At 51.3% G+C, this 15538-nt stretch carries 15 protein-coding genes and 1 pseudogene; 8 read left to right on the top strand and 8 right to left on the bottom strand.

What is annotated here, in order from left to right:
• Positions 1-191: 191 nt before the first annotated feature.
• Together mobB and mobA are read right to left on the bottom strand one after the other, a co-directional pair.
• On the bottom strand, positions 192-710 hold the full coding sequence (gene mobB, locus HV350_RS24310) for a molybdopterin-guanine dinucleotide biosynthesis protein MobB (protein ID WP_181629502.1): 519 nt from the start codon (positions 708-710) through the stop codon (positions 192-194).
• Positions 692-1276 (bottom strand): molybdenum cofactor guanylyltransferase MobA, encoded by a 585-nt coding sequence (gene mobA, locus HV350_RS24305; protein ID WP_181629501.1) that lies wholly within the window; start codon positions 1274-1276, stop codon positions 692-694. The genes mobB and mobA overlap by 19 nt, the downstream gene beginning before the upstream one ends.
• A 69-nt stretch (positions 1277-1345) precedes the next feature.
• Here mobA and HV350_RS24300 point away from each other — a divergent pair, with 69 nt between their 5' ends.
• From HV350_RS24300 to dsbA, 3 genes are all read left to right on the top strand, one after another.
• Positions 1346-1615: a YihD family protein gene (locus HV350_RS24300; RefSeq protein WP_003028616.1), complete on the top strand. Its 270-nt coding sequence runs from the start codon at positions 1346-1348 to the stop codon at positions 1613-1615.
• 76 nt (positions 1616-1691) lie between these two features.
• Positions 1692-2678, top strand: coding sequence for a serine/threonine protein kinase (locus HV350_RS24295; protein WP_016155155.1), 987 nt, complete (start codon positions 1692-1694; stop codon positions 2676-2678).
• Positions 2679-2694: 16 nt separating this feature from the next.
• On the top strand, positions 2695-3318 hold the full coding sequence (gene dsbA / locus HV350_RS24290; protein ID WP_016155156.1) for a thiol:disulfide interchange protein DsbA: 624 nt from the start codon (positions 2695-2697) through the stop codon (positions 3316-3318).
• Positions 3319-3331: 13 nt separating this feature from the next.
• Here dsbA and HV350_RS24285 read toward each other — a convergent pair whose 3' ends face one another.
• Entirely contained in the window at positions 3332-4192 is an 861-nt protein-coding gene (locus HV350_RS24285) for an acyltransferase (protein WP_225623001.1), read from the bottom strand.
• Here HV350_RS24285 and HV350_RS26765 point away from each other — a divergent pair.
• Positions 4086-4421 (top strand): hypothetical protein, encoded by a 336-nt coding sequence (locus tag HV350_RS26765; RefSeq protein ID WP_019077950.1) that lies wholly within the window; start codon positions 4086-4088, stop codon positions 4419-4421. The two genes, HV350_RS24285 and HV350_RS26765, sit on opposite strands and share 107 nt — an antisense overlap.
• A 215-nt stretch (positions 4422-4636) precedes the next feature.
• Positions 4637-7423 (top strand): DNA polymerase I, encoded by a 2787-nt coding sequence (gene polA, locus HV350_RS24280; RefSeq protein WP_181629498.1) that lies wholly within the window; start codon positions 4637-4639, stop codon positions 7421-7423.
• A 333-nt stretch (positions 7424-7756) separates the two neighbouring features.
• Here polA and yihA read toward each other — a convergent pair whose 3' ends face one another.
• Positions 7757-8389 (bottom strand): ribosome biogenesis GTP-binding protein YihA/YsxC, encoded by a 633-nt coding sequence (gene yihA, locus HV350_RS24275; RefSeq protein WP_075848750.1) that lies wholly within the window; start codon positions 8387-8389, stop codon positions 7757-7759.
• A 209-nt stretch (positions 8390-8598) separates the two neighbouring features.
• Between yihA and HV350_RS24270 the strand changes: the two are divergent.
• From HV350_RS24270 to hemN, 3 genes and pseudogenes are all read left to right on the top strand, one after another.
• Positions 8599-8847: pseudogene (locus HV350_RS24270) on the top strand (hypothetical protein).
• Positions 8848-8952: 105 nt separating this feature from the next.
• Positions 8953-9462, top strand: a complete 510-nt coding sequence (gene yihI, locus HV350_RS24265) for a Der GTPase-activating protein YihI (protein ID WP_019077947.1) — start codon at positions 8953-8955, stop codon at positions 9460-9462.
• A 188-nt stretch (positions 9463-9650) separates the two neighbouring features.
• Positions 9651-11024, top strand: a complete 1374-nt coding sequence (gene hemN / locus HV350_RS24260; protein WP_016157864.1) for an oxygen-independent coproporphyrinogen III oxidase — start codon at positions 9651-9653, stop codon at positions 11022-11024.
• An 87-nt stretch (positions 11025-11111) separates the two neighbouring features.
• Here the strand turns inward: hemN and HV350_RS24255 are convergent, their stop codons facing one another.
• The 4 genes from HV350_RS24255 to glnA form a co-directional block, all read right to left on the bottom strand.
• Entirely contained in the window at positions 11112-11222 is a 111-nt protein-coding gene (locus tag HV350_RS24255; RefSeq protein WP_003028631.1) for a YshB family small membrane protein, read from the bottom strand.
• 112 nt (positions 11223-11334) lie between these two features.
• Positions 11335-12744, bottom strand: coding sequence for a nitrogen regulation protein NR(I) (gene glnG, locus HV350_RS24250; RefSeq protein WP_016155162.1), 1410 nt, complete (start codon positions 12742-12744; stop codon positions 11335-11337).
• 11 nt (positions 12745-12755) lie between these two features.
• On the bottom strand, positions 12756-13805 hold the full coding sequence (gene glnL, locus HV350_RS24245) for a nitrogen regulation protein NR(II) (protein WP_131347298.1): 1050 nt from the start codon (positions 13803-13805) through the stop codon (positions 12756-12758).
• Between the two features lie 203 nt (positions 13806-14008).
• Positions 14009-15418 (bottom strand): glutamate--ammonia ligase, encoded by a 1410-nt coding sequence (gene glnA, locus HV350_RS24240; protein ID WP_003028638.1) that lies wholly within the window; start codon positions 15416-15418, stop codon positions 14009-14011.
• Positions 15419-15538: the final 120 nt, after the last annotated feature.

Raw genomic sequence — 15538 nt, 5'->3', positions numbered from 1 at the left:
GCGGATTTGAACGTTGCGCAGCAACGGCCCGGAGGGTGGCGGGCAGGACGCCCGCCATAAACTGCCAGGCATCAAATAAGTGAAGAAGCCCATCCTGCCGGATGGGCTTTTTTGCGTCTGCAGGGAGTGAGAACTGCCGGAGGTGACCTCCCGCCTGATCCGGGCTACAAAAGCGTATCACGACACAGCAGCTATCTTCTTATCCATTGCGTAACAAAATCGGCAACTTGCTGTATATCGTTGATATCTAAAAATGGAACATCCACCGCAAGCGGAATATCACTGGCAACCGCGATAACATAGTTGTCTATCACCAGGTCCTCTGGACTGTGCCCGCAACCGTCGCGAAAAAGAACGATCTTAGCAACAGGTTCATGCTTAAAGCCCTCAACCAACACCATATCCAGTGTAGAAGCATCCATCCTGCTTGCCAGGTACGCTAAATCCAGTTCGGGCTCTTCCGGGGTCTCTACCATTAATGCCCAGCGCTGCTGGCTGGCGACCAGGGTTTGCGCTGCACCGGCTTTGCGTAGTTCAAAGCTATCTTTGCCGGGCTTATCAACATCCATATTGTGATGAGTATGCTTAATCAATCCGGGACGAATGCCTCTGGCACGTAGCTCCGGGATCAATTTTTTAAGCAGCGTAGTTTTTCCCGTTCCGCTCCATGCTGCTATAGCGAGTAATGGGATCATGATTTGTCCTGCCATTTTGCAAGTTCTTCAGGGGTGTTCACGTTCACGAACGCATCTTTATGATCGCTGAAATCGACAGCATGACCGCCAGCCTGGCGCATAAAGACCATAACGCGTCTTTCACCGGACTGAAGATAATCTTGTAGCAAGGGTTGCATGGTGCGGTGCATTAGCGCAATGGTCGGATGATCTCTTTCCCCATCATGCACCCAGACAACCGGTGCAGCTTTGCGCTGTTCCTTCAAACGTTTGACCAGATCGTGAGGAATATAGGGCATATCGCACGGGCAGAACAGAAACCACTCCCCCGCTTGCCGCAGGAATACCGATAGCATCCCGGCCAGTGGGCCAGGGAAATCGGCCAATGAATCAGGGATAACTTTCAGGCCGCTTTGTTGGTAAATATCCCGGTGGCGATTGGCATTAACCACCACGGTTTCGACCTGTAAAGCGAGGGTATCGGCCACATGCCGCCAAAGAGGTTTACCATCCAGCTCAAGCAGACCTTTATCGGTTCCGCCCATCCGTCTGGCCTTACCGCCTGCCAGCACAACCCCTGTTATTGCACTATCCAGAATCACTGATATCGCCTCTTTTAATGTGGGATTGACCCTGCTAACGTATCTGTATTGAGCCTAAGGAGCACAACCATGAAATGTAAACGTCTGAATGAAGTTATTGAACTCCTCCAGCCGGCCTGGCAGAAGGAACCCGATCTTAACCTGATGCAATTTTTACAGAAACTGGCGCAAGAGTCAGGTTTTGACGGCGAACTGGCAGATTTAACTGATGACATTCTGATCTATCACCTGAAAATGCGTGACTCGGCGAAAGACGCCGTTATCCCAGGTATTCAGAAAGATTATGAAGAAGATTTTAAAACCGCACTACTCCGCGCACGTGGCGTAATTAAAGAGTAAAAGCTTGTAATCGCCACCACCGAAAGCACTGCGAAATGATATCCTGAATCATTCGTAGTATTTTCCGGATGATGGGATGAACGACAACGCTTTTAATTTCCAGACGCTACACCCGGATACCATCATGGATGCACTGTTTGAGCAGGGGATCCGGGTGGACTCCGGGCTTACCCCGCTTAACAGCTATGAAAACCGTGTCTATCAATTCCAGGACGAAGACCGTCGACGCTTTGTCGTTAAGTTTTATCGCCCTGAACGTTGGTCTGTCGAGCAGATCCAGGAAGAGCACCAGTTTGCTCTGGAACTGGTAAGCGATGAAGTCCCGGTAGCTGCACCGCTGGTACTAAGCGGCCAAACGCTGTTAAGCCATCAGGGTTTCCATTATGCGATCTTCCCCAGCGTCGGCGGGCGGCAGTTTGAGGCCGACAATATCGATCAGATGGAGGCGGTGGGGCGCTATCTGGGGCGTATGCATCAGACCGGATGCAAGCGTACTTTTGCCTTTCGCCCGACGATTGGCCTTGAAGAATACCTGACTGAGCCGCGTAAGCTTTTTGAACACGCACAGTTGATCCCATCAGGGCAAAAAGCGGCTTTCCTGAAGGCAACGGATGCGCTTATCGCGGTCGTTACCGAACGCTGGCATGCACGTTTTACCACGTTACGTCTGCACGGTGATTGTCATGCCGGTAATATTCTGTGGCGCGATGGTCCGATGTTTGTCGATTTAGATGATGCCCGCAATGGCCCGGCTGTTCAGGATTTATGGATGCTCCTCAATGGCGATAAAGCTGAACAACGCATGCAGCTTGAAACCATTATCGAGGCTTATGAAGAGTTTAGTGAGTTCGACACCTCTGAAATCGGACTGATAGAACCTTTACGCGCTATGCGTTTAGTTTATTATCTTGCCTGGCTAATTCGACGTTGGGCTGACCCTGCGTTTCCAAAAAACTTCCCGTGGTTAACCGGGGAAGATTACTGGCATCGTCAGACCGCGACCTTTATTGAGCAGGCAAAAATTCTGCAAGAGCCCCCCTTACAATTAACGCCAATGTATTAATCGGAGAAATTTGAACATGAAAAAATTATGGCTGGCGCTGGCTGGTATGGTTTTAGCTTTTAGCGCATCTGCAGCGCAGTTCCAGGATGGCAAACAATACATCACTCTGGAAAAGCCTGTTGCGGGTGAACCGCAAGTGTTGGAGTTCTTCTCCTTCTACTGCCCGCACTGCTATCAGTTTGAAGAAGTTCTTCACGTCTCTGATAACGTGAAGAAAAAACTGCCGGAAGGCACCAAGATGACTAAGTACCACGTCGAGTTTCTGGGGCCGTTGGGCAAAGATCTGACGCAAGCTTGGGCCGTTGCTATGGCGCTGGGCGTTGAAGATCAAGTAACCGTTCCGTTGTTTGAAGGTGTTCAGAAAACCCAGACCGTTCAGTCTGTAGCTGATATCCGTAAAGTGTTTGTCGACGCGGGTATTAAAGGTGAAGACTATGATGCGGCATGGAACAGCTTCGTGGTGAAATCACTCGTGGCGCAGCAGGAAAAAGCGGCGGCTGATTTACAGCTGCAGGGCGTTCCGGCAATGTTCGTGAATGGCAAATATCAGGTAAATCCGCAGGGCATGGATACCAGCAGCATGGATATCTTTGTACAACAGTATGCGGATACCGTGAAGTATCTGGTTGGTCAGAAGTAAAAGCAAAAGCCGGTCACTTGTGCTGACCGGCTTTTTCATTTGAAGCTTTAATCGCGTCGAGCTGCGCGTCTTTCTCACTCCACAGCGTATTAAGCCATAGCTGAAACCGACGCTTGAATCCCTTATCGTTCACGTAATCACCGTGCAATTCTTCATGAATTGACTCCAGATTTACCCGCACGACAATACGCGTTAGCTTACCGCTCAGCATATCGTAGAACGGTCGGCTGCTATTTTCCGGATAGCACAACGTGACGTTCAACATTTTATCGAACTGTGACCCCAGTACGTTCAATGCCATCGCAATACCGGCCGCCTTTGGAGGGAGCAAGTTTTGATAAGGAGAGCGGGTTTGCTCACATTTCTCTTTGGTAAAACGTGAACCTTCGACAAAATTCACAATAGTTGTCGGGTGTACGCGAAACTTCTCGCAGGAACGACGCGTTGTTTCGACATCTTTACCGCGCCGTTCTGGATGACGGAGCAGGTAGCCTCGCGAATAGCGTTTCATAAACGGCATATCCAGCGCCCAGCAGGCCAGGCCAATAAAGGGCACCCAGGCCAGTTGTTGCTTGAGGAAATATTTATTCATGGGGATGTGCTTACGGAACAGAACGCAAAGCACAACGATGTCAGCCCAGCTGTAATGGTTACAAATGAGCAGATACCAGTTTTTCTTGCTAAGACCTTCCAGTCCCTCGACATCCCACTTCAGTCGCGGATTGAGGTGTAGCAGTAGCGCCAGACCTTCACACCAGCAGTACATCATGAAATTACAGAAGACAGAAACCTTGCGCCAGACAACGGGAACGGGCAAAAGGAGTTTTACAACTCCGGCAAGGATGATCGGCACAGAACAAAAAATCGTGACCAATATGGTCAATACGATACTCAGCAACAGCGTTATCGCAGCGAGTATTCTCGTCATAATTAAATTATTCAAAAGGTTAGCCATAGATAGTGCGCTAAAGAGGCGCAAGGGGCTGATTTTATCAGAAAACGAACCAAATGATGGATCTTCCCTGAATAGAAAAAAAGGGAATATCTATCCACATCAGGATATAAGCTGTATAAATGGAATAAAATGCTACGCATTTATTTAAGCGTCTGAAATATATGTATAAATAAAATGATGTGTTAATTTTATTGCTATATTTAAAGAGCTGAAAATTATTTATTCACAAAGTTATCCACAGTCTTCTTTGCGAGCAAAGCAGAAGATCTACAAAAGTTTTTCGACAAATGCGGCGAAAAACTCATGTTTTCATCCTGTCTGTGGCATCCTTTACCCATAATCTGATAAACAGGCACGGACATTATGGTTCAGATCCCAGAAAACCCACTTATCCTTGTAGATGGCTCCTCTTACCTGTATCGCGCATACCATGCGTTCCCGCCGCTGACTAACAGTGCAGGAGAACCTACTGGCGCGATGTATGGTGTCCTCAACATGCTGCGTAGCTTGATTCTGCAATATCAGCCGACCCATGCTGCGGTGGTATTCGACGCTAAGGGTAAAACCTTCCGTGATGAGTTATTCGAACACTACAAGTCACACCGCCCACCCATGCCGGACGATCTGCGTGCGCAGATTGAGCCTCTGCATGCGATGGTAAAAGCGATGGGGTTGCCACTGCTGGCCGTTTCGGGCGTGGAAGCAGACGATGTGATCGGTACGCTGGCGCGGGAAGCAGAGAAGGCGGGTCGTCCGGTGTTGATTAGTACCGGTGATAAAGATATGGCTCAGTTGGTGACACCGAATATCACCCTGATCAACACTATGACCAATACGATCCTCGGCCCGGATGAAGTGGCGAATAAATATGGTGTTCCACCAGAACTGATCATCGATTTCCTGGCGCTGATGGGGGATTCCTCAGATAACATCCCAGGCGTTCCTGGCGTAGGTGAAAAAACCGCGCAGGCTCTGCTGCAGGGGTTGGGGGGGCTGGATACCCTCTATGCTGAATCAGACAAAATCGCGGGGCTGACTTTCCGTGGTGCGAAAACTATGGCGGGCAAACTTGAGCAGAATAAAGAGGTAGCGTACCTCTCTTATCAATTAGCTACCATCAAAACGGATGTTGAACTGGAGTTGACCTGCGAGCAGTTGGAAGTACGTCAGCCGGCAGCGGATGAACTACTTGGCCTGTTTAAACAGTACGAATTCAAGCGTTGGGTTACTGACGTTGAAGCGGGTAAATGGCTACAGGCGAAAGGAACGAAGCCGGCGGCAAAACCACAGGAAACTATCGCCGTCGATGAAACGCCTGAGGGGCCGGCCACGGTTCTCTCGTATGATAACTATGTGACAATTCTGGATGAAGCGACGCTGGAAGAGTGGATTGCGAAGCTGAAAAAAGCGCCTGTCTTTGCCTTCGATACAGAAACTGACAGCCTGGACAACATCTCCGCGAATCTGGTTGGCCTGTCTTTTGCCATTGAACCGGGTGTGGCTGCATATGTTCCTGTTGCCCACGATTACCTGGACGCCCCCGATCAGATCGCTCGCGACCGCGCGCTGGCATTGCTGAAGCCGCTGCTGGAAGATGAGAACGCGCATAAAGTCGGGCAAAACCTGAAGTACGATCGCGGTATCCTGGCGAACTATGGCATTGAACTGCGTGGCATCACCTATGACACCATGCTCGAATCCTACATTCTTAACAGCGTCGCTGGCCGACACGATATGGACAGCCTGTCGGACCGCTGGCTGAAACATAAAACCATCACCTTTGAAGAGATCGCCGGAAAGGGCAAAAACCAGCTGACCTTTAACCAGATAGCGCTGGAAGAAGCCGGACGTTATGCTGCGGAAGATGCCGACGTTACGCTACAGCTCCATCTCAAAATGTGGCCAGAATTGCAGCAGCATAAAGGACCGCTGAACGTCTTTGAAAATATCGATATGCCGCTGGTTCCTGTTTTGTCTCGCGTTGAGCGCAATGGTGTGAAAATCGATCCGGCTGTTCTGCACAAACATTCAGAAGAGCTGACGCTGCGTTTGAACGAGCTGGAGCAAAAAGCGCACGAGATCGCCGGAGAAGCGTTTAACCTCTCTTCCACCAAGCAACTGCAAACTATCCTGTTTGAAAAGCAGGGTATTAAGCCGCTGAAGAAAACCCCTGGCGGCGCGCCATCAACGTCGGAAGAGGTACTGGAAGAGCTCGCGCTTGATTACCCATTGCCGAAAGTGATCCTGGAATATCGCGGCTTAGCAAAACTGAAGTCGACCTATACGGATAAGCTTCCGTTGATGATTAACAAGAAAACCGGGCGCGTTCACACCTCCTATCACCAGGCGGTGACCGCTACCGGGCGCTTATCATCTACGGATCCAAACCTGCAGAACATCCCGGTACGTAATGACGAAGGTCGTCGTATTCGTCAGGCGTTTATTGCGCCAGAAGACTACGTGATTGTCTCCGCAGACTACTCACAGATTGAGCTGCGTATCATGGCGCATCTCTCGCGTGATAAAGGTCTGCTTACCGCATTTGCCGAAGGGAAAGATATTCACCGCGCAACGGCTGCGGAAGTCTTTGGCTTACCGCTGGATTCCGTGACTGGTGAACAACGCCGCAGCGCGAAAGCCATCAACTTCGGTTTGATCTACGGGATGAGTGCCTTTGGTTTGGCGCGCCAGTTGAATATTCCGCGTAAAGAAGCACAGAAGTACATGGACCTCTACTTCGAACGCTACCCTGGCGTGCTGGAATATATGGAACGCACCCGTGCACAGGCAAAAGAGCAAGGTTATGTCGAAACGCTGGAAGGGCGTCGTCTCTATTTACCGGATATTAAATCCAGTAATGGCGCTCGTCGCGCTGGTGCAGAGCGCGCGGCAATTAACGCCCCGATGCAGGGTACTGCCGCAGACATTATCAAACGAGCCATGATTGCGGTGGACGGGTGGCTGCAAACCGAGCAACCACGTGTGCGCATGATCATGCAGGTACACGATGAACTGGTGTTTGAAGTGCATAAAGATGACCTCGAAAGCGTCTCTAAAAAGATCCATCAACTGATGGAAAACGAGACCCAGATTGATGTGCCGTTGCTGGTGGAAGTCGGTAGTGGCGAAAACTGGGATCAGGCGCACTAAGGGTTTACTGAATAACGCCCCTTTTTCGTAACTAAGCAACATAAGATAGAACTTTTTGTGATGTCCATTAGAATTCCCTATGTAAGGAATGAAAAAAAATTACAAAAAGTGCTTTCTGAGCTGCTCAAAAAAGAGTAAAGTTATTCACGTAGGGTACAGAGGTAAGATGTTCTATCTTTCAGACCTTTTACTTCACGTAATCGGATTTGGCTGAATATTTTAGCCGCCCCAGTCAGTAATGACTGGGGCGTTTTTTATTGTGCGAAAGAAAAGTTTCGCACAGGCTGTAGGCCGGATAAGACGCGCAGCGGCGCTATCCGGCATATCGGTGGGTTATTCCCCGTCGTGCATCTCTTCAATCGGCGCCAGTTCACTAAACCAGCTATCCAGCTTCTGCCGAAGTTTGTCCACGCCCAGTTTTTTCAGTGATGAAAATGCTTCTACCTGTACATCACCGTTAAATGCCAGTACGGCTTCACGTACCATATTCAACTGGGCTTTGCGCGCACCGCTGGCCAGCTTGTCTGCTTTAGTCAGCAGTACCAGAACCTGAACGTTGCTCTCAACCGCCCACAGGATCATCTGCTGGTCGAGGTCTTTTAGCGGGTGACGAATATCCATCAATACCACCAGACCTTGCAGGCTCTGACGTTTTTCCAGATATTCAGCCAGCGCGCGCTGCCATTTGCGCTTCATCTCTTCCGGAACTTCGGCATAACCGTATCCTGGCAAATCGACCAGGCGTTTGCCGTCAACGACTTCAAACAAGTTGATGAGCTGAGTACGACCCGGCGTTTTAGATGTACGCGCCAGACTCTTTTGATTCGTCAGGGTATTTAGCGCACTGGATTTGCCTGCGTTGGAACGGCCAGCAAAAGCCACTTCGATACCGGTATCGGAAGGTAAGTGGCGAATATCAGGCGCACTCATCACAAAGTGCGTCTGTTGATAATTCAAGTTAGTCAAAGCAGTCCTCTCCATCAATCAGGGCTTTGCAGCGATTATACCTGAACCCCAGCAAAAGGCTGGTTTTTCGACGCGTAGGCTATGTAAGTAAAAACCTCGCACTTTGTGAGACATTGCCGATAGTTTCTATACGAGATGACAGAGTAAAAAATGACGTAACTAAAATAAATCATATAGTTAAGGTAAGGCACTATTCTTAAAGTCCGAAATTGTTACCCAGGTTACTTGTACGTTTAAACCAAAGCGGTAAAGTAGCGCCCATAGCGAGGAAGCTGACAGGATAGTCGACTCAGGATGAGGGTCAGGAGCGCCAGGAGGCGAAGACACAGGATTGTCAGGGAGACAAACGTCTGGAGACGTTAGTAAAAGGAAATGGAAACAACACGGAATGTTTCAGGCTAAGGGAAAAACAGGGTGTGTTGATAGCCAACAAGGATTGTAGAGCCCGTAAGGGTTGAGAGTCAGGAAAAAAGGCGACAGATTACTCTGTCGCCTTTTTTCTTTATTTCTGCTAGATTCCGGCGCAATTATATACTGAATAAAACAGCCAAAGACGAATCATGATGAAACCAACTTCTACACCACGCGGTAAAGGTCCTGCAAAAGCGCGTCGTAAAACACGCGAAGAAATTAATCAGGAAGCTCGCGACCGTAAGCGCCAGAAAAAACACCGTGGTCATGCGGCGGGTAGCCGTGCGTCCGGTAGCGAAGGCGCATCTGGTGGCGGAAACCAAAATAAGCAAAAAGATCCTCGTATTGGCAGCAAAAACCCCATTCCATTGGGCGTGACCGAAAAAGTCACCAAACAGCACAAACCGAAGAGTGAGAAACCTATGCTTTCACCACAGGCTGAGTTGGATTTACTGGAAACGGATGAGCGCCTGGATGCGCTGCTGGAGCGTCTTGAAGCAGGAGAAACCCTGAGTGCGGAAGATCAGACCTGGGTTGATGCCAAGCTGGACCGCATCGATGAGCTGATGCAAAAGCTGGGTCTTTCTTACGATGACGAGGAAGAAGAGGAAGAGGAAGAAAAGCAGGAAGACATGATGCGTCTGCTGAAAGGCGGCAACTAACGGTTTTACACCGTGGGTCTTCCCGTCCTGCTTATAACCCTTCCGGTTATATGTTATCTGGTGTGGTTATTCGTTAAACTACAGCGGTTGTCGCGGCGACAGAAGTGGCTGCGCAACCGGCTTATCACCCGCACTGGGGTTAAGCCGGTACGCCGTACCCGCCAGAGACGCCATCGGAAGGAGTGAGCATGTCAGAGCAGTTAATAGACTGGGACCTGGCCCTGATCCAGAAATATAATTATTCCGGGCCACGATATACCTCGTACCCGACCGCGCTGGAGTTTTCTGAAGACTACGGCACAGAAGCATTTCTAAAGGCCGTGGCGCGTTATCCTGAGCGTCCGCTCTCGCTGTACGTTCACATCCCGTTCTGCCACAAACTGTGCTACTTCTGTGGCTGCAACAAGATTGTGACTCGCCAGCAGCATAAAGCAGATCAATATCTCGATGCCCTGGAACAAGAAATTATCCATCGCGCACCGCTGTTCGCCGGACGCCATGTCAGCCAGCTGCACTGGGGCGGCGGCACGCCAACGTATCTGAATAAAGCGCAAATCAGCCGTTTGATGTCACTGCTGCGTGGCAATTTCAACTTTAACGACGACGCCGAAATCTCGATCGAAGTGGATCCGCGTGAAATCGAGCTGGATGTCCTTGATCATTTACGCGCTGAAGGTTTTAACCGTTTGAGCATGGGAGTGCAGGACTTCAACAAAGAAGTCCAGCGCCTGGTGAACCGTGAGCAGGATGAGGAGTTTATCTTTGCGCTGCTGAATCATGCGCGGGAGATTGGCTTTACCTCAACGAATATCGATCTGATTTATGGCCTGCCAAAACAGACGCCAGAGAGCTTCGCCTTTACCCTGAAACGCGTGGCTGAGCTGAATCCAGACCGTCTGAGCGTCTTTAACTACGCGCACCTGCCGACGCTGTTTGCTGCCCAGCGCAAGATTAAAGATGCCGACCTGCCCAGCGCGCAGCAGAAGCTGGATATCCTGCAGGAGACCATCTCTTCACTGACCGAAACTGGCTATCAGTTCATTGGCATGGATCACTTTGCCCGCCCGGATGACGAACTGGCCATTGCTCAACGCGAGGGCGTTTTGCATCGCAATTTCCAGGGCTATACCACCCAGGGGGATACCGATCTGCTGGGGATGGGCGTATCGGCCATCAGTATGATTGGCGACAACTACGCGCAGAATCAGAAAGAGCTGAAGCACTATTACCAGCAGGTAGACGAGCAGGGGAATGCGCTGTGGCGCGGAATTGCCCTGACCCGCGACGACTGCATTCGTCGGGATGTTATTAAGCTCCTGATCTGCAATTTCCGCCTCGACTATGCCGCCGTGGAACAACAATGGGATCTGAACTTCGCTGACTATTTTGCCGAAGACCTGAAGCTGCTGGCACCGCTGGCGAAAGATGGGCTGGTGGATGTGGATGAGAAGGGGATTCAGGTTACGCCGAAGGGGCGTCTGCTGATTCGTAATATTTGCATGTGCTTCGATGCATATCTGCGCCAAAAAGCGCGTTTGCAGCAGTTCTCGCGCGTTATTTAGCCGGGTTGCCCGGTGGCGCTTCGCTTACCGGGCCTACGAAATCTCAATACGTAGGTCGGGTAAGCGAAGCGCCACCCGACAAACCCGCTAGCTGAACAGCCCAACCAGCGCCGCACACAGCACGGCGGCAACCGCAGTTTGTGGCGTATGGCTTTCAACCGCACCGCTCGATAGCAGATTTATCATTGATTCCAGCATGATGACTTCCCCCCGTTTGCCGGGCACGATCATACTTAACTCATCGGAACAGTAAAGCGCAAAATAGCAGCAATTTGCGCTCAATTATCAATCTTTACACAGTGACCGATCGTCACTCCATTCCGAGTTCTTTTAACTTTCGCGTCAAGGTATTACGGCCCCAACCGAGCAGCCGTGCCGCTTCCTGTTTATGCCCCTGGGTATGGCGTAGCGCGGTGGTCAACAGCGTGCGCTCCATCTCCGGTTGAGCCTCTGAAAGCAGGTTTTGATGACCGGAACGTAATGCCCGATCCGCCCACTGTGCCAACAGGGTTGCCCAGCTGTCTGGCTGCATATGGGACGGTGCGTCAGGCACGGTGGTTTCAAACAGTTCGGTCGGTAAGTCCTGAATGAGTACTTCCTGTCCGGCGGCCATTACGGTTAACCAGCGACAGGTATTCTCAAGCTGACGCACGTTTCCCGGCCATGACAGACGGGTGAGCGCCGCCTCGGTTTCAGTGTGTAATTGCTTGGCTTCTACTCCCAGTTCGCGGGCGGCCTCCTGCAGGAAATGACGCGCCAGGCGTGGGATATCTTCCCGACGTTCGCGCAGTGGCGGCAGATGTACCCGGATGACGTTCAGGCGATGGAATAAGTCCTCACGGAATTTGCCTTCCTGCACCCGCAGTTCCAGGTTCTGGTGCGTGGCGGCGATAATACGTACGTCCACCTTCACAGGCGCATAACCGCCAACGCGGTAAAACTGTCCATCGGCTAATACGCGCAATAAACGCGTCTGCACGTCCAGCGGCATATCGCCAATTTCATCGAGGAACAGCGTGCCGCCGTCTGCCTGTTCAAAGCGCCCCTGACGAATCGTATTCGCCCCGGTAAACGCCCCTTTTTCATGGCCAAACAGCTCTGACTCGATCAAATCTTTCGGAATAGCAGCCATGTTCAGCGCGATAAACGGTGCTTTGACGCGCGGGCTATGACGGTGCAACGCATGGGCGACCAGCTCTTTACCGGTCCCGGACTCTCCGTTAATCAATACGCTGATTGAAGAACGGGACAGGCGACCAATAATGCGAAAGACGTCTTGCATTGCCGGTGCTTCGCCGATGATGTCGGTTGTTGGGCCGTTGATCTGAACATTACGCGGCTGCTGCTGTTCCTGATAATGGCTGATGGCGCGTTCGACCAGCGCCACGGCTTCATCAATATCAAAAGGTTTGGGCAGATAATCAAACGCCCCTTGCTGGTAGGCGCTGACGGCAGCATCCAGATCGGAGTGTGCAGTCATTATGATGACCGGAAGCATCGGATGCCGCTGTTTGATCTGTTTTAACAGCGTCAGGCCGTCCATGCCCGGCATGCGGATATCCGACAGCAGTACGTCCGGCGTTTTGCTGGCCAGCGCGTCCAGTACCTCTTTACCACTCTCAAATGTAGTGCAGCTTAGTCCTGCCCCTGCGAGCGCACGTTCAAGCACCCAACGGATGGAACTATCGTCATCAACTACCCAGACTATTCCTCGTTGCATAAACGTCACCTTTATTTCCTGATAGGCAGGTAAACCGAGAACTCGGTATGACCCGGCCAACTGGTAAATTCAATTTTGCCGGAATGTTGATCAATCAAATTACGGGCGATGGATAATCCAAGGCCGGTACCGCCTTCGCGACCGCTGACCATTGGGTAGAACAGCGTGTCCTGCAAATGCGAGGGAATTCCCGGACCGTTATCCTCAACATCAATCCGCGCCGCCAGACGATAACGCATACCGTGCAGCGTGAGCTGAAACGCGGTGCGGGTACGCAGAATAATCTCGCCGCCTTCCGGTCCCAGCGCCTGCAAAGCATTGCGCACGATGTTCAGCAAAACCTGCTCGATCTGGTCCGGGTCGTGCAGTAATTCAGGCAGACTCGGGTCGTAATCACGAATCAGCGTGATGTTTTCCGGCAGCTCCATCGAGACCAGCGCCACCACGCGCTCCGCCACTTTGTGAATACTTTCTGTGACGTGCATTCCCGGCTGTTGCGGTCCCAGTAAACGGTCGACCAGATTACGCAGGCGGTCGGCCTGCTCAATAATGACTTTGGTATATTCGGTCAGCGCCGGGTCCGGAAGCGCTTTACTGAGCAGTTGCGCCGCGCCGCGTAATCCACCCAGCGGGTTTTTAATTTCGTGCGCCAGGCCGCGCACCAGATCGCGGGCAGCAATCTGCTGGGCGTGCTGGAGCTGTTCCTGGCTCAGACGGCGCTGGTTATCCATTGGCGCCATCTCCAGCAGGATAAGGCCATCAGGCAGCCTCTGAGCGGTCACAGAGAGGATGTGTGAGTGGCTATCTATCACCAGCGTCACTTCGTTATCCGTAAAGCCCTGGCCTGCTTCCAGGCTCTCTCGCATCAGCCCGATGTTTAAGGAGAAATAACTCAACAGATCGGGAAGTGGGGTACCAAACAGTTTGCGGGAGCTTTGGGCGAGCAACTGTTGTGCCGCCGGGTTGGCGTAATGTACCGCCAGCTCATCGTCGACGAGTAAGATGCTGTTGATTAAAGAATTGAGGATCTGCCCAGCATCGGGCAGCGTGCCGGTTGCCATTCAGCAGTCTCCTGAAAAGTGTTGCACCAATTTAGTGCATTATAGCTTTTTACATCAAAAAAGCGCGAGGAAGCAGGTTGTTAGTGGAGAAAAAAGCCCATCCTGGGATGGGCTAAAAGTTCCACGGCAACTTAAAGACTCTATATTTTTCTTGCTACAGCCGCGTGGGTCGCAACAAGAAATCTACGGAGTATTGGTACTAATTAAACGCTGTAGTACAGCTCAAACTCTACCGGGTGCGGAGTCATACGCACGCGGTCATCTTCTTCGCGACGCAGCGTAATGTACGCATCGATCGCTTCATTGGTGAACACGCCGCCTGCAGTCAGGAACTCGCGGTCCAGATCCAGTTCTTTCAGTGCTTCTTCCAGAGAACCAGCAACCTGTGGGATCTCTTTCGCTTCTTCCGGCGGCAGGTCGTACAGGTTTTTATCCATGGCTTCGCCCGGGTGGATCTTGTTCTTAATACCGTCAAGACCCGCCATCAGCAGTGCTGCGAAGCACAGGTACGGGTTAGCAGCCGGGTCCGGGAAACGCACTTCGATACGACGCGCTTTCGGAGAAGCCACTACCGGAATACGGATAGAAGCAGAACGGTTACGGGCAGAGTAAGCCAGCATTACCGGCGCTTCGTAGCCTGGGACCAGACGCTTGTAAGAGTTGGTGGTTGGGTTAGCCAGGGCGTTGATCGCTTTAGCGTGTTTGATAACGCCGCCGATGTAGAACAGCGCCTGCTCAGACAGACCCGCATATTTGTCGCCAGAGAACAGGTTTACGCCGTTCTTGGACAGAGACATGTGGCAGTGCATACCGGAACCGTTATCGCCAAACATAGGTTTTGGCATAAAGGTCGCGGTTTTACCGAAACGGTGAGCGACGTTGTGAACCACATATTTGTAGATCTGAATTTCGTCCGCTTTTTTGGTCATGGTGTTAAAGCGGGTCGCGATTTCGTTCTGACCTGCGGTCGCCACTTCGTGGTGATGCGCTTCAACAACCAGGCCCATTTCTTCCATGATCAGACACATGGTAGAACGGATGTCCTGAGAAGAATCTACCGGAGGAACTGGGAAGTAACCGCCTTTCACGCCAGGACGGTGACCTTTGTTACCACCTTCGTATTTGGTGGAGGAGTTCCATGCGCCTTCGATGTCATCGATAGCCACGTGGGAACCGGAAATGGACGCGCCGAAACGGATGTCGTCAAACAGGAAGAACTCTGGCTCAGGCCCGAACAGAACGGTGTCTGCGATGCCGGTAGAACGCAGATACTCTTCAGCGCGTTTAGCGATGGAGCGCGGGTCGCGGTCGTAGCCCTGCAGCGTACCTGGTTCCAGGATATCGCAACGGATGATCAGGGTGGACTCTTCATAGAACGGGTCGATGAGTGCAGTAGACGCATCTGGCATCAGAACCATGTCTGATTCGTTAATGCCTTTCCAGCCACCGATTGAGGAGCCGTCAAACATTTTGCCTTCTTCAAAGAATTCGGCATTTACCTGATGAGCAGGAATAGTGACGTGCTGTTCTTTACCTTTGGTATCAGTGAAGCGTAAATCAACAAACTTCACTTCGTGTTCGTTCAGCATCGTCAAAACGTGTTCAGCGGACATACTTACTCTCCCGGATTGGTCATGGTCGTCGTGGTAACGAAGTCTTCAATTCTGCAAAAAATTGGCCGTGTCGCCGTAAAAAATATAAAGCGAAATCTGTGCCAACTTTTAAATTGCCCC

Origin of the sequence: Citrobacter sp. RHBSTW-01013, assembly GCF_013781985.1 — a bacterium.
GTDB lineage: Bacteria > Pseudomonadota > Gammaproteobacteria > Enterobacterales > Enterobacteriaceae > Citrobacter > Citrobacter braakii.
Note: the sequence above shows the minus strand (reverse complement) of the source record. Positions and strands in the feature narration are given on the sequence as shown.